General features: G+C 67.6%; 12 protein-coding genes. 6 read left to right on the top strand and 6 right to left on the bottom strand.

The annotated features are described in order from the left end of the window. The first annotated feature begins 240 nt into the window (after positions 1 to 240). The 5 genes from cyoA (at position 241) to WT60_RS07240 (ending at position 5,694) form a co-directional block, all read left to right on the top strand. A complete protein-coding gene (gene cyoA, locus WT60_RS07260) occupies positions 241 to 1,131 on the top strand; it encodes a ubiquinol oxidase subunit II (RefSeq protein ID WP_085740680.1) in 891 nt (296 codons plus the stop codon). A gap of 3 nt (positions 1,132 to 1,134) precedes the next feature. Then, the gene (gene cyoB / locus WT60_RS07255) at positions 1,135 to 3,147 is read left to right on the top strand and encodes a cytochrome o ubiquinol oxidase subunit I (protein WP_100185253.1); all 2,013 of its coding nucleotides are present in this window, start codon (positions 1,135 to 1,137) and stop codon (positions 3,145 to 3,147) included. Continuing rightward, positions 3,147 to 3,752, top strand: a complete 606-nt coding sequence (cyoC, locus tag WT60_RS07250; RefSeq protein WP_038755315.1) for a cytochrome o ubiquinol oxidase subunit III — start codon at positions 3,147 to 3,149, stop codon at positions 3,750 to 3,752. Before cyoB ends, cyoC begins: the two co-directional genes overlap by 1 nt. Then, positions 3,753 to 4,085 (top strand): cytochrome o ubiquinol oxidase subunit IV, encoded by a 333-nt coding sequence (gene cyoD / locus WT60_RS07245; RefSeq protein WP_038755318.1) that lies wholly within the window; start codon positions 3,753 to 3,755, stop codon positions 4,083 to 4,085. It begins immediately after the preceding gene. A 427-nt stretch (positions 4,086 to 4,512) separates the two neighbouring features. Then, positions 4,513 to 5,694, top strand: coding sequence for a fatty acid desaturase (locus WT60_RS07240; protein ID WP_226377211.1), 1,182 nt, complete (start codon positions 4,513 to 4,515; stop codon positions 5,692 to 5,694). 172 nt (positions 5,695 to 5,866) lie between these two features. Here the strand turns inward: WT60_RS07240 and WT60_RS07230 are convergent, their stop codons facing one another. Further along, positions 5,867 to 6,661 (bottom strand): ABC transporter substrate-binding protein, encoded by a 795-nt coding sequence (locus tag WT60_RS07230; protein WP_038755339.1) that lies wholly within the window; start codon positions 6,659 to 6,661, stop codon positions 5,867 to 5,869. Positions 6,662 to 7,331: 670 nt separating this feature from the next. Here WT60_RS07230 and gstA point away from each other — a divergent pair. Beyond that, entirely contained in the window at positions 7,332 to 7,946 is a 615-nt protein-coding gene (gene gstA / locus WT60_RS07220) for a glutathione transferase GstA (RefSeq protein ID WP_060355703.1), read from the top strand. Positions 7,947 to 8,022: 76 nt separating this feature from the next. Here the strand turns inward: gstA and astE are convergent, their stop codons facing one another. From astE to aruF, 5 genes are read right to left on the bottom strand one after another with little or no spacing between them, the layout of a single operon-like run. Continuing rightward, a complete protein-coding gene (astE, locus tag WT60_RS07215; protein ID WP_059647993.1) occupies positions 8,023 to 9,075 on the bottom strand; it encodes a succinylglutamate desuccinylase in 1,053 nt (350 codons plus the stop codon). Beyond that, positions 9,059 to 10,399 carry an N-succinylarginine dihydrolase gene (gene astB, locus WT60_RS07210; protein ID WP_060355697.1) on the bottom strand — a complete coding sequence of 447 codons (1,341 nt, stop codon included), beginning with the start codon at positions 10,397 to 10,399 and terminating at the stop codon, positions 9,059 to 9,061. Before astB ends, astE begins: the two co-directional genes overlap by 17 nt. Positions 10,400 to 10,412: 13 nt before the next feature. Continuing rightward, positions 10,413 to 11,876, bottom strand: coding sequence for a succinylglutamate-semialdehyde dehydrogenase (astD, locus tag WT60_RS07205; protein WP_060355696.1), 1,464 nt, complete (start codon positions 11,874 to 11,876; stop codon positions 10,413 to 10,415). Between the two features lie 5 nt (positions 11,877 to 11,881). Continuing rightward, positions 11,882 to 12,940 (bottom strand): arginine N-succinyltransferase, encoded by a 1,059-nt coding sequence (gene astA, locus WT60_RS07200; RefSeq protein ID WP_060355695.1) that lies wholly within the window; start codon positions 12,938 to 12,940, stop codon positions 11,882 to 11,884. Further along, positions 12,937 to 13,995, bottom strand: a complete 1,059-nt coding sequence (gene aruF / locus WT60_RS07195) for an arginine/ornithine succinyltransferase subunit alpha (protein WP_060355694.1) — start codon at positions 13,993 to 13,995, stop codon at positions 12,937 to 12,939. The genes astA and aruF overlap by 4 nt, the downstream gene beginning before the upstream one ends. Between the last annotated feature and the right edge of the window lie 40 nt (positions 13,996 to 14,035).

Genomic DNA, 14,035 nt, shown 5'->3' with positions numbered 1-14,035 from the left:
CGCGGCGTGTCGGCTTCCATTTTTCCGCCACTGTCTTTCCAACCCATTTTGGGCCGTGCATCGGGCTCGCCTGAACATGCATCAAGACCTCGCCCCATGCGTTGTTTGCGAATCGTCAACATGCAATCCGCGAAATTCCGCTACATTCCGCCGCCAAAGCGACTGGTTGTCGCATCGAGTGCGACGAATGCGTTTCGGCGTCTCGCTAGGCCTGCTTCATCACAAACTTAGGCAAATTCAATGATCCGAAGAATAACGAGTAGAGCGTCCGCGATCCTGCGATTAGGACTCGTCGCGGGTCTTTCCGGATGCAGCGAGCTGCACGTGCTCGATCCGAAGGGCGCGATCGGCGCCGCGGAGAAGGCGTTGATCGCCACGTCGACGTGGGCGATGCTGATCGTCGTCGTGCCGGTGATCCTCCTCACGCTGCTCTTTGCGTGGCGCTACCGCGCGTCGAACCGCAACGCGACCTACTCGCCGAAGTGGGCGCATTCCACCGCGATCGAGATCGTGATCTGGACGGTGCCGTCGCTGATCATCCTGTTCCTCGGCATCCTCACGTGGAAGACCACGCACGAGCTCGATCCGTATCGGCCGATCCAATCGTCGGTGAAGCCGATCGACGTCGAGGTCGTCGCGCTCGACTGGAAGTGGCTCTTCGTCTATCCGGATCTCGGCATTGCTTCGGTGAACCAACTGGCGGTGCCTGTCGGCACGCCGATCAATTTCCGGATCACGTCCGATTCGGTGATGAACTCGTTCTTCATTCCGCAGCTCGGCACGCAGGTCTACGCGATGGCCGGCATGCAGACGCGCCTGCACCTGATCGCCGACGAGCCGGGCGACTTCGCCGGGATCTCCGCGAACTACAGCGGCCGCGGCTTCTCCGACATGAAGTTCCGCACGCTCGCGACGTCGCGCGACGCGTTCGACGCGTGGGTCGCGAAGGTGCGCGCGTCGGCCGACCGGCTCGACATGAGCGCGTACGGCCAGCTCGCGCAGCCGAGCGAGAAGCAGCCCGTGCGCTACTACTCGACGATCGACCCGCGGCTCTTTCACAACATCATCGCGAAGTACAACAACGGCCACGTCCTCGATCTGACGGACGCCGCCTGTCGGACGAAGGGGTAACGCATGTTCGGTAAATTGACGCTTTCTGCCATCCCGTTCGATCAGCCGATCGTCATGGGCGCGGCCGTGTTCATGGCGCTCGTCGCGCTCTCGGTCGTCGGCACGCTGACCTACACGAAGCGCTGGAAATGGCTGTGGTCCGAGTGGCTCACGTCGGTCGACCACAAGAAGATCGGTGTGATGTACATCATCGTCGCGGTACTGATGCTGCTGCGCGGCTTCGCCGACGCCGTGATGATGCGCCTGCAGCTCGCGCTCGCATACAACGGCCCGGGCTACCTGCCGCCGCATCATTACGATCAGATCTTCACCGCGCACGGCGTCATCATGATCTTCTTCATGGCGATGGCGCTCCTCGTCGGGCTCTTCAACCTGATCGTGCCGCTACAGATCGGCGCGCGCGACGTCGCGTTCCCGTTCCTCAATTCGCTGAGCTTCTGGATGACGGCCGTCGCCGCGCTGCTGATGAACGTCTCGCTCATCGTCGGCGAATTCGCGCAAACAGGCTGGCTCGCGTATCCGCCGCTGTCGGAGCTGCAGTTCAGTCCGGGCGTCGGCGTCGATTACTACTTGTGGGCGTTGCAGATATCCGGCGTCGGCACGCTGATCACCGCGATCAACTTCTTCGTGACGATCATCCGGATGCGCGCGCCCGGCATGACGCTGATGAAGATGCCCGTGTTCACGTGGACCGCGCTCTGCTCGAACGTCCTCATCATGGCGACGTTCCCGATCCTGACGGTCGCGCTCGCCCTCCTCGCGCTCGACCGCTACCTCGGCATGCACTTCTTCACGAACGACGCCGGCGGCAACGCGATGGTCTACCTGAACCTGATTTGGGCGTGGGGCCATCCCGAGGTGTACATCCTCGTGCTGCCCGCGTTCGGCATCTATTCGGAAGTGATCTCGACGTTCTCGAAGAAGCCGCTCTTCGGCTACAAGACGATGGTCTACGCGTCGTGCGTGATCATGGTGCTCGCGTTCCTCGTGTGGCTGCACCACTTCTTCACGATGGGCTCGGGCGCGAACGTGAACGCGTTCTTCGGGATCATGACGATGGTGATCGCGATTCCGACCGGCGTGAAGATCTTCAACTGGCTGTTTACGATGTACCGCGGCCGCATCGAGTTCACCGCGCCCGTGATGTGGACGATCGGCTTCATGGTGACGTTCACGCTCGGCGGGATGACGGGCGTGATGATGGCGATCCCCGGCGCGGACTTCGTGCTGCACAACAGCCTGTTCCTGATCGCGCACTTCCACAACGCGATCATCGGCGGCGTCGTGTTCGGCTATCTCGCGGGCTTCCATTACTGGTTCCCGAAGGCGTTCGGCTTCAAGCTCGACGAGAAGCTCGGCAAGCGCGCGTTCTGGTGCTGGTTCATCGGCTTCTACGTGTCGTTCGTGCCGCTTTACGTGCTCGGCTTCATGGGCATGACGCGCCGCCTGAATCATTACGACAACCCCGCATGGCATCCGTGGCTCATCGTCGCCGCGTGCGGCGTCGCGTTGATCGCGATCGGCGTGCTGCATCAGGTCGCGCAGGTGTGGGTCGCGGTACGCAACCGCAACCAGCCCGCCTACCGCGACACGACGGGCGACCCGTGGGACGGCCGCACGCTCGAATGGGCGACGACGTCGCCGCCGCCCGTCTACAACTTCGCGGTGATCCCGACCGTGCACGCGCTCGACGAGCTCGCGTACCGCAAGGAACATGGCCTCGGTGTCGGCGCCGGCAAGAAGATCGTCTATCAGGACATCCACATGCCGTCGAACACGGGTGCGGGCTTCATCATCGGCATGTTCAGCCTCGTGCTCGGCTTCGCGCTCGTGTGGCACATCTGGTGGCTCGCGATCGCGTCGCTCGTCGGCATCGTCGCGACGGTGATCCTGTATAGCGCGGGCGACAACGACGGCTATTACATTCCGGCTGAAACGGTCCGCAAGATCGAGGAAAAGCGCACGGGCGCGCGCATGCCGGCGCAGCCGGCCGAAGTCGAACTGGAGGTCAACTGATGTCGCACAACACGATGATGCTCGACCACGCGGCATCGCACGATCATCCGCCGTCGCATTCGGTGTTCGGCTTCTGGCTGTACCTGATGACCGACTGCGTGCTCTTCGCGGCGCTGTTCGCGACGTTCGCGGTGCTCGGCAATCAGTTCGCGGGCGGCCCGACCGGCAAGGACCTGTTCGACATTCCAGGCGTCGCGCTCGAGACCGCCGCGCTGCTGCTTTCCAGCATCACGTACGGCTTCGCGATGATCGGCGCGCACAAGCGGCGGCGCGGCGCGGTGTTCGGCTGGCTCGCGGTGACGTTCGTGCTCGGCGCGGCGTTCCTCGCGATGGAGCTGCGCGAGTTCTCGCACCTGATCGCCGAAGGCGCGGGGCCGCAGCGCAGCGCGTTCCTGTCGTCGTTCTTCACGCTCGTCGGCACGCACGGGCTGCACGTGACGGCCGGCCTCGCGTGGATGATCGTGCTCGCCGCGCAGGCGCTGCGCCGCCCCGAGCTGACCGAGCGGGACATCCGCAGGCTCACCTGCCTGAGCCTCTTCTGGCACTTCCTCGACATCGTCTGGATCTGCGTGTTCTCCTTTGTCTATCTTGCGAGCGTGATCTGAATGGCACATACGCATCTTTCTCACGGCGATGAAGCGCACGGCACCATCGGCGGCTACATCGCGGGTTTCGTGCTGTCGGTGCTGCTGACGGCCGCGTCGTTCGGCCTCGTGATGGGCGGCGTGCTGCCGCCGCGCGAGACGCTCGTGTCGCTCGCCGTGCTCGCCACCGTGCAGATCGTCGTGCATCTCGTTTATTTCCTGCACATGAACACGTCGTCGAGCCAGCGCTGGAACGTGATGGCGTTCAGCTACACGGTGCTGACCGCGCTGATCCTGATCTTCGGCACGGTCTGGGTCATGCACAACGTCGGCATGAACATGATGTCCCGATAGACAAGCCTTGCGACAAGCCTCGCGACGGGTCTTGCCGCGCGTCGGCGATGCCGTCCCGCGCTGGACGGCATCGCTCTTGTTGCATGTTTGCCGCTTTGCTTGTTCGTTGCTCTCGCCGCGCCGGGCGCACGCGCCGATCCGGCCGTCTGCACGCGGTGCACGCGTTACCGGATTCGACGGCGCCGCGCGAGCCGATTTCGATTCGTTTTCGATTCGTTTTCGATTCGTGTTCCGAAGCGTCGGCGAACATGAGCGACGATCGACATTCGCATCGTCCGTCGCTTCGCCGACGCCATTGCAACCGCATGCGCACGTGCTCACGCTCGCGTCGTCGCGCGGGCCTCGGGCGCGGCGCCTGCGATCCGGCGACCGGTATCCGCGCCGCCGTTCGGCGGGCGAAGCGCGGGATACCGGCACCGGCGCCTCGATGTCTTTTTGTGCTATCGACTCCATGAACGACTCCTCCAACCCCATTCGCGTCGACGAGCCGATGCCGCACCGCAAGGTCATCCGCTCGTGGATCACGCCGTTCGGCGAGCGTGTGATCGTCCGCTCGATCGCGCTGCTCGTCGTCGATTATCTGCTGCTCCTCGCCGCGCTCGCAGGCGCGCTGCTCGCGCCGTCCAGCGTCGCGAAGATCGTCTGCGGCATGGCGGCCGGCTTCGTCACCGGCCGCCTCTTCATCATCGGCCACGACGCGTGCCATCAGAGCCTCACGCCGAATCACCGGCTCAACCGCTGGCTCGGCCGAATCGCGTTCCTGCCGTCGCTCACGCCATACAGCCTGTGGGAAGTCGGCCACAACGTCGTCCATCACGGCTACACGAACCTGAAGGGCTTCGATTTCGTGTGGGCGCCGCATACGCCGGACGAGTTCGCCGCGCTGTCGCCGACGCGGCGTTTTCTCGACCGCATCTATCGCAGCGGCTGGGCGCCGGGGCTCTACTATCTCGTCGAAATCTGGTGGCTGCGAATGTACTTTCCGGCGAAGGCCTACCTCGGCGCGTCGCGGCCGATATTCCGGCGCGACTGCCTGCTCGTCACGGGCTTCGCCGCGCTGTGGATCGGCGCGGTCGTCTGGATCGCCGCGGCGACGCATCAGTCGACGCTCCTGCTGCTCGTCACCGGCTTTGCCGTGCCGTTCCTGTTCTGGTGCTCGATGATCGGCTTCGTCGTCTACGTCCACCACACCGATCCGCGGATCTCGTGGCACGCGAACCGCGCCGAATGGTCGCGCGCGGCGCCGTTCGTGTCGACGACGCTGCATCTGACGTTTCCGTTCGGCATCGGCGGGCTGCTGCATCACATCATGGAGCACACCGCGCATCACGTCGACATGAGCATCCCGCTGTACGGGCTGAAGGGCGCGCAGGCGAAGCTCGAAGCAATGCTGCCGGGGCGCATCGTCGTGCAGCGCTTCGGCTGGCGCTGGTATTTCGACACCGCGCGGCGCTGCAAGCTCTACGACACCGAGCGCAAGTGCTGGACCGATTATCGCGGCCGCGCGACGAGCGACGCGCATCTGCGCGCAGACGCGCCGATGGCGGATCAGCGGCCGGGCGGCGCGCAAGGCGGCGCGGGCGGCTCGGCCCGACCGAACGGCGCATGATGCGCGCGGCGCGCGCGGCCGGTCGCATCCGCCGCGCGCGCCGCTATCGCGAAGCGGCGCCGGTCGCCCTTGCGCCGAGCGGCACCGGCGCGCCTCAAAACGAAACCGGCCGCTTGCGCGGCCGGTCGATTCGAGCACATCGCGACGAGCGGCGAGCCGCCCGTCGAATGCGTTACTTGAGCGTCACGGGCACGCTGAAGTATTTCTTCGCGAAGCCGTCGATCGTGCCGTCGGCCTTCAGGTCCTTCAGCGCCTGATTGACCGCGTTCTTCAACTGCGCGTCGCCCTTGCGCAGACCGAAGCCGACGCCCGTGCCGAGGATCTCGGCGTCGCTCACGTGATCGCCCGCGAACGCGAAGCCCGCGCCCTGCGGCTTCGACAGAAAGCCCTTCGCGCCCGCTTCCGAATCCTGGAACGTCGCGTCGAGGCGGCCCGACTTCAGGTCTTCGTACGCGAGATCCTGCGTCTGGTACGGCACGACTTCGACGCCCGCCGGCGCCCAGCGCTTCTTCGCGTACGCTTCCTGGATCGTGCCCTGCAGCACGCCGATGCGCTTGCCCTTCAGCGACGCGGTCGTCGGCAGCAGGCCGCTGCCCTTCTTCGCGATCAGCTGGTTCGGAATCGTGTAGATCGGATCGGTGAAGTCGATCGCCTTGCGACGCTGCTCGGTGATCGTCATGTCGGAGTTGATCGCGTCGAACTTGCGCGCCTGCAACGCCGGGATCAGCCCGTCGAACGCGTTCTCGACCCACACGCACTTGACCTTCAGCTTCGCGCACACCGCGTTGCCGATGTCGATGTCGAAGCCCGCCAGCTTGCCGTCCGGCATCTTGTATTCGAACGGCGCATACGACGCCTCGACGCCGAAGCGGATTTCCTTCAGGTCGGCGCCAAACGCGCTGCCCGCCTCCAGCGCCGCGGCCGTCGCGACCGCGAACACGGCCATCTTCCGCCAGTTCAACTTCATCAGGTGTTCTCCTCGCTTTGAACGAACAATGTCAGTCAACGACCGGACCGCCGCATCATTGCAGCGCCGAAATTTCCGGACAATCGCGCGGGTCGGCCGTGATGCGGCGCAACAGCCGCAAGGTCGCGATTGTACCGTCTCGCGCGCCCCGAGCCGTCGAACGCTCGCTCGCGCGGCGCCGCATCGAATGGGGGGCGCGTCGAACGGAAGTTGCAAGACGATGTCGCAATCGCGCAAGGCATGCGCCGGAACGCGCGGCGATCGCGCCCGGCTACGCGGCGCAGGCGTCGGCGGCGCGTTTCGCCTCGATGCGCTCGCCGTGCCGCGCGAGCCGCCCGCCGCGCGACGTCGGCCGATAGCCGCGCGTCGAGCGCGCGCACAGCCGCCGCCCGGGCTCCGCTCGATGCGCCGCACCGCGCGGAACACGGTGGGCGCGTCGAGGTTCATCCGGCGCGCCGCTTGCGCGAGCGTGCGCGCGCGCACGAGCGCGAGCGAGCACCGCCTGCGTGTCGATGGCCGTCGGTTCATATCGCGTTTCCACACGCATCGTTTCGCGCCTTTTCCGTTATCGTCGAGTGCGTCGCCGCTATTCGAGCGACGTATCCCGGGCGCGCCTTCGAGCGCCGCCCGCCGCCTTCGACCTATCGTCAACACGAGGAAACGCTCGCTCATGAAGCTCTATTACACGCCCGGCGCCTGTTCGCTCGCCATTCGCATCGCGCTCACGGAAGCCGGCCTGCCGTTCGAAGCCGTCAGGGTCGATCTGTCCAAACATCGGATCGCCGGCGACGGCGGCGACTTCCACGCGGTATCGCCGCGCGGCTACGTGCCGCTCCTCGAGCTCGACGACGGCACGCGCCACACCGAAGCGGCCGCGCTGCTGCAGCGCGTCGGCGATCTCGCGCCCGCGGGCGCGCTGATCCCCGCGCACGGCACGCCGGCGCGCTACGAGGTGATCGAATGGTTGACGTTCGTCAGCTCCGAGCTGCACAAGACGTACAGTCCGTGGCTCTTTCACGACGACACCGCCGAGTCGACGCGGCGTCAATGCCTCGACAAGCTCGATCGACGCCTGAGCGAAGTCGATGCGCATCTCGCGACGCGCGAATATCTGAGCGCGAGCGGCTTCACGGTCGCCGACGCGTATTTGTTCGCGGTCGCGAACTGGTCGAACTTTCTGCGCATTCCGCTCGCGCCGTATCCGCATCTCGTCGCGCTGATGGAGCGGATCGCCGTGCGGCCGAAGGTCAAGGAAGCGCTGGCGGCGGAAGGGCTCGACCGCTGAATGCGCGAGGCGCCGGGTTGCGCCGGGCCGAGCCGGGCCAAGGTCCGGCCGGACCGCATCGGGCCCGGCCCGCGCTTCACGCGAGCGACGCGTGCGTGTCGCGCGTCGTCTCGATGACGAGAAGCCCCGCTCGCAGGCCGGGCTTCACGGCCGGATTCGGGAACACGATGCGCTCCTCGGCATGACGCACCGCGTAGCGGTAGTCGCCGTCGCGCGCGAGCAGCGTGCCCTGCGCGAACGGCGTGAAGTTCGGCACGTCCTTCGCGACGAGAAGCTCGAGCGCGTCGCTTTGCTTCGTGATCTGGTCGACGACCGTGAACACGCGCGGCAGCGGCCCGCGCGGCGCGTCCCGGCGGCCGGAGACGAGGCCGCGCACCGCCGCGTCGGCGAGCGCGAAGCGCGCGAGATCGTTCGCGCCGAACGGCATCACCTTGCCGAGTTCGAGCGTGCACGCGAGCGCGCCGCACGTCGCCGCGGTGAAGTGCGAAAATGTGCTGCCCTTCGCCGTATGCAGCAGCACCGCGGCGATCCCCGCCTCGCCGAGCCACTCGAACATCGTGCGCGTCGGCGGCTCGCCCGTGTGCGGCAGCAGCGCGAACTGCTCGAACACCGACGCGCGAATCGCCGTGTGCATGTCGATGTGCCAGCGCGCGCCCCTCGCGCGGCCCGCCGTCGCGAAGAAGGCCGACGCGGCCGCCTCCAGCTGCGCCGCGCGCGGCGCCTCGCGGCTCGCCGCGAGCTGCGCGTGGCGAGCGCCGAAGAGCCGGTTCAGGTCATCGTCGAGATAGCGCTCGCCCGCGCGCATCGCGCCCGGATTGCCGAGCGCCACGAGGAGGCGACAGCGCAGCGGCAGCGCGCCGCGCGCGAGATCGCGCACGAGCATCGACAGCAGCTCGATCGGCGCCGTCTCGTCGCCGTGCACGCCCGCCGATACGAGCACGCTTTGCCTCGCCAGCGCCGCGTCGGCGGGCTCGAGCTGCAGCAGCCCGTCGCCGAGCCAGCGCCAGCGCACCGCCGCACGCGCCGCGCATTCGCCCGCTTCCGCGCGCGGCTTTTCGCCCGCGAGCGTCAGCGCGAGGAAATCGTCGAGCCACGCGGCGTCGCCGCCGCGATCAGCGCTGGAAGTCATAGAGCGAGCCGAGGCCGAGGATCTGCGTCAGCGCATCGAGCGCGGTGCGCGATTCGTCGAGCAGCGCGGGATCGGCGAGATCGAGGGGCGACAGCCGGTCGCGGTAGTGCTTGTCGATCCACGCGTCGAGCGACGCGAACAGCGCGTCGTTGATCCACACGTTCGACTTCACCGCAGCGCGCTCCGCATCGGTCAGCACAACGCGCAGCCGCAGGCACGCGGGCCCGCCGCCGTTCTTCATGCTCTCGCGCAGATCGAACACGCGCACGTCGCGAATCGGCCCGTTACCGGCGACGAGCGCGTCGAGATACGCGGACACGTTCGCGTTCTCGCGGCATTCCTGCGGCACGACGAGCAACTGCCGGCCGTCGTCGCGCGTCAGCAGCTGGCTGTTGAACAGGTACGAGCCGACCGCGTCGGCGACGCTCACCGCGCGATCCGGCACCTCGATAACGTTCAGCTGCGCGCCGAGCGCGCCGAGCGATGCGGTGAGCGCGTCGTACACCGCCTGCCTGTCGACGAACGCGCGCTCGTGGCAGAACAGCGTGTCGCGATTGCCGACCGCGATCACGTCGTTGTGGAACACGCCCGCGTCGATCACGTCCGGGCTCTGCTGCGCGTAGATCGTCGCCTCCTCGCGCAGGCCGTGGCGATGCGCGACCGCGCGGCTCGCCTCGAACGTCTGGCGCGCGGGAAAGCGCGTCGGCTCCGGCCCGCGGCGAAATTCGGCGCGGCCGTACACGAAGAATTCGACGCCGGGCGCGCCGTATTCCGCGCAAAAGCGCGTGTGATTCGCGGCGCCCTCGTCGCCGAGCGCGGGCGTGCCGGGCAGCGCGTCGTGCACCGCGAAGCGCGCTTCGTCCGCGAAGATCGCGGCGAGCGTGCGACGCGTCGATTCGTGCTCGATCGCGCGATGCAGCTTGCTGCACAGATTCGCCGGCGTGAAGTGCACTCGGCCGTCGCTCGTGTCGGCGGACGGGCTCACCGTCGCCGCGTTCGCGGTCCACATCGCGGACGCCGAGCTCGCGGCGGCGAGCATCTCGGGCGCCTGCTTCGCGGCCTTCGCGATCACGTCGGCGTCCTTGCCGGAGAAGCCGAGCTCGCGCAAGAGGCGCAGCGACGGCCGCTCCTGCGGCGGCAGCACGCCCTGCGCGAAGCCGAGCTCGGCGAGCTGCTTCATCTTGCGCAGCCCCTGCTTCGCGGCCGCCTTCGGGTTCGCGTCGGATTTCTCGTTCGACAGCGACGCGACGTTGCCGAACGACAGCCCCGCATAGTTATGGGTCGGGCCGACGAGCCCGTCGAAATTGGCTTCTTTAGCGTTCATCGTCGTATCCTGCTCAGAAATGAAGGCCCGGCGAGAGGCTCGCGGGCATCTGCAATTGCGCGCTCTCGACCGACGCCATCGGATACGCGCAGTAATCGGCCGCGTAGTACGCGCTCGGGCGATGGTTGCCGGAGCGGCCCGCGCCGCCGAACGGCGCCGCCGACGACGCGCCGTTGGTCGGCCGGTTCCAGTTCACGATGCCGGCGCGGATCGCGCGGCGGAACGTGTCCCAGGCTTTTTCGTCGTCGGCGAGCAGGCCCGCCGACAGGCCGAACGCGGTGTCGTTCGCGCGCGCTATCGCGTCGTCGAGATCCGTATAGCGAATGATCTGCGCGAGCGGGCCGAAATGCTCTTCGTCGGGCAGCGCGCGCACGTTCGTCACGTCGAGAATCGACGCGTTGACGAAGCCGAGCGCGGAATCGCGCTGCTTCATCTCGACGATGGGCGCAGCGCCCAGCTCGACGAGCCTCGCCTGCGCGGCGACGAGACGCGACGCCGCGCGCGCCGAGATCACCGCGCCCATGAACGGCTGCGGATCGGCGTCGTAGACGTCGGCCGTGATCTTCGACGTGACGTCCGCGAAGCGCGCGAGGAAGCGATCGCCGAACGCGCCGTGCGGCACGAGAATCCGGCGCGCGCACGTGCAGCGCTGCCCCGCCGACAGGAACGCCGACTGGATCGCGTGATGCACCGCCGCGTCGATATCCTCGACGTCGGCGACGACGAGCGGATTGTTGCCGCCCATCTCGAGCGCGAGCACGATCTCCGGCCGGCCGCCGAACTGCCGGTGCAGCAGCGTGCCCGTGTCGGAGCTGCCGGTGAAGAAGAGCCCATCGATCTGCCGATGGTTCGCGAGCGCGACGCCCGTGTCCTTCTCGCCCTGCACGAGATTGAGCACGCCGGCGGGCAGCCCCGCGTCGCGCCAGATCTCGACGGTGGCGCGCGCGACGCCGGGCGCGAGCTCAGACGGCTTGAACACGACGGCATTGCCCGCGATGAGCGCCGGCACGATATGCCCGTTCGGCAAGTGGCCGGGGAAGTTGTATGGACCGAACACCGCGACGACCCCGTGCGGACGATGCCGCAGCACCGCGACGCCGTCGCCCATCGGCGTGCGCCTTTCGCCCGTGCGCTCGTGGTACGCGGCGATCGAGATGTCGACCTTCGCGGCCATCGACGCGACCTCGGTGCGCGCCTCCCACAGCGGCTTGCCGGTCTCGCGGCCGATCATCGTCGCGAGCGCTTCCTTGCGCTCGACGAGAAGCGCGGCGAAGCGCTTGACGATCGCGCAACGCGCGTCGAGATCGAGCGCCGACCACGAAGCGAATGCGCGCCGCGCGCTCGCGACCGCGCGGTCGACGTCGTGCGCCGACGCGCTCGCGCCTTCCCACACGCGCTCGTTCGTGCCGGGGTTGCGCGACGCGAAGACGGCTCCCGCGCCGTCGACCCAGGCGCCGTCGATGAAGAGTTCAGTCATGTCCGTTATCTCTGTTTGGGTTTGAGCGGCAATACGCGCACGAGATCGCCCGCGCTCACGCGCAGCGCGGCGGCATCGTCGGCCGACAGCATGAACGCGCCGTCCTCGACGAGCCCCGGCGCGACGCCGACGCGAAAATCGGTGAGCGACGTGTTCGACACGAGCGAGCGCGGCGCTTCGTCGCGTCCGTTGCCCCCATCACGCCGGTCGCGCCCGGCGCTCGCGCCGATCGCGACCGGCACGACGACGCTCTCGCGCACCGTGCGCAGATCCGAGACGTGGCATTCGAGCACGGGGCCCGCATCGAAGATGTCGACGTGGTTCTGATAGCGCAGCCCTTCCGCTTCGAGCATCTTGCGCGCGGGCAGCGTGTCGCGATGCGTGAGCCCGATCACGTCCTGCGCGTCCCGCGGCAGCAGGTCGACGTAGACTGGAAAGCGCGGCATCAGTTCCGCGAGGAACGACTTGCGGCCGTGCGAGCTCAGATAATCGGCGGCGTTGAAATCGATCTGATAGAAGTGCGATCCGACCGCGCGCCAGAACGGCGACGTGCCGTCGTCGTCGAAGTGCCCGCGCAGCTCCGCGCAGATGCGCTCCGGAAAGCGTTCGCGGAACTGCGCGATGAACATGAAGCGCGAGCGCGACAGCAGGCCGCCTACGCCGCCCGTCCGGTAGCGCGGGCTCAGGAACAGCGAGCACACTTCCGCGTAGCCCGTCAGGTCGTGCGAGATGTTCAGCAGCGACATCTTCGTCCACACGCCGAGATCCTGGCTCGCGTGGACGACCGTGCTCACGCGATAGTTGTAGAACGGCTGCGCGAGGCCGACTTCGGTTTCGATTCCGCACACGCCGGCGATGTCGCCCGACTGCGAATCTTCCATCACGAAGAAATAGCCGGCCTCGGCGGGCGTCGCGCAATTCTCGAGCGTGCGGCGCGTGCGCTCGATTCGCGCGGCGAGCGCGTCGCGGTCCGGCTTGAACGTGGTGAGCCCCGGTCCGGTTTCCTGCGCGAGCGAGACGAGCGCATCCACGTCGCCCGTTTGTACGACCCGAACGACGATCATGCTGCGTCTCCTGGTTGGTCCGACGGTTGGCCGTCGCGCTGATGCAGCGGCACGCAGCGCACCGTGTCGCCGTCGGCGACGCCGAGCACCGCGCGCGCGTCGGCGGGCAGCGGCGCGTCGGCGCTGTCGGCGGGCAGATCGGCGAGCACGCAGCGAAACGCGTCGCCGCGCCCGCTCGAGAGCAGATACGTGGTGTCGCCCTGCGCGCGCGCCGCCTCGCGCACCGTGCGCTCGGCGTGCTTCGTCACGCACGCGGTGCGGTCGACCTGCGCGGTCAGCACGGGGCCGGCGTCGAAGATGTCGACGTAGCGGTCCGGCTCGAAGCCCTCCTCGAGGTGGATGTCGTACGCGAGGAGCGCGTGCTCGTTCGGCTCGCCGAGCACGCGCTGCGCGGCCTCGGGCAGCAGCGGCACGTAAAGCGGATAGGTCGGCATCACTTCGGCGATGAACGTGCGGCTGCGGCCGCCCGACTCGATCTCGACCGCGGCGAAGTCGCGCCCGAAGAACTTGCGGCCGACCGCCTCCCAGAACGGCGACGCGCCCGTCTCGTCGGTGACGCCGAGCAACAGCGAGAATACCTCGGGCGTGAAGCGGCTGCGGTTCGCCGCGATGTACATCATCCGTGCGCGCGAGATCAGATGCGCGGCGGCGTCGCCGCGCAGCGACGGATCGACGTAGAAGCCGGCGAGCCGGCTCTTGCCCGTCAATTCGTGCGACATCGTGAGCGCATGGATCTTGCGGTTCACGTGCAGCTCGCGCGACGCGTGGATCAGCGCGTCGTTGCGGAACGCGTAGAACGGCTCCGAATAGCCGGCTGCGGCGACGATGCTCGCGGTGCCGAGCAGCTTGCCCGTCGCGCTGTCCTCGAGCACGAACAGATAGAACTCCTCGCCGGGGAAGTCGACTTCCGCGCGAAACGAGTCCTCGGAAAGCGCGACGCGCGCTTCGAGCGCCGCGCGGTCGTGCGGCAGCGAGTGCAGCACGGGTTGCGCGGTGCGCGCCATCTGCGCGAGCGCGTCGAGATCGGCGAGTCTGCCGGGGCGTACGAAGAGCATCGTCGTTCCTGTCTACGTCAGCATTACTACGTCAGCGATA

The organism is Burkholderia sp. MSMB617WGS (genome assembly GCF_001532025.2).
GTDB classification, from domain to species: Bacteria; Pseudomonadota; Gammaproteobacteria; order Burkholderiales; family Burkholderiaceae; genus Burkholderia; species Burkholderia savannae.
Note: the sequence above shows the minus strand (reverse complement) of the source record. Positions and strands in the feature narration are given on the sequence as shown.

Coding starts and splice junctions, on each gene's coding strand:
- WT60_RS07240 (WP_226377211.1), top strand. CDS start 4,513: ATGTCTTTTTGTGCTATCGACTCCATGAACGACTCCTCCAACCCCATT.
- astA (WP_060355695.1), bottom strand. CDS start 12,940: ATGATCGTCGTTCGGGTCGTACAAACGGGCGACGTGGATGCGCTCGTC.
- WT60_RS07230 (WP_038755339.1), bottom strand. CDS start 6,661: ATGAAGTTGAACTGGCGGAAGATGGCCGTGTTCGCGGTCGCGACGGCC.
- aruF (WP_060355694.1), bottom strand. CDS start 13,995: ATGCTCTTCGTACGCCCCGGCAGACTCGCCGATCTCGACGCGCTCGCG.
- cyoD (WP_038755318.1), top strand. CDS start 3,753: ATGGCACATACGCATCTTTCTCACGGCGATGAAGCGCACGGCACCATC.
- cyoB (WP_100185253.1), top strand. CDS start 1,135: ATGTTCGGTAAATTGACGCTTTCTGCCATCCCGTTCGATCAGCCGATC.
- cyoA (WP_085740680.1), top strand. CDS start 241: ATGATCCGAAGAATAACGAGTAGAGCGTCCGCGATCCTGCGATTAGGA.
- astE (WP_059647993.1), bottom strand. CDS start 9,075: ATGACTTCCAGCGCTGATCGCGGCGGCGACGCCGCGTGGCTCGACGAT.
- astB (WP_060355697.1), bottom strand. CDS start 10,399: ATGAACGCTAAAGAAGCCAATTTCGACGGGCTCGTCGGCCCGACCCAT.
- astD (WP_060355696.1), bottom strand. CDS start 11,876: ATGACTGAACTCTTCATCGACGGCGCCTGGGTCGACGGCGCGGGAGCC.
- cyoC (WP_038755315.1), top strand. CDS start 3,147: ATGTCGCACAACACGATGATGCTCGACCACGCGGCATCGCACGATCAT.
- gstA (WP_060355703.1), top strand. CDS start 7,332: ATGAAGCTCTATTACACGCCCGGCGCCTGTTCGCTCGCCATTCGCATC.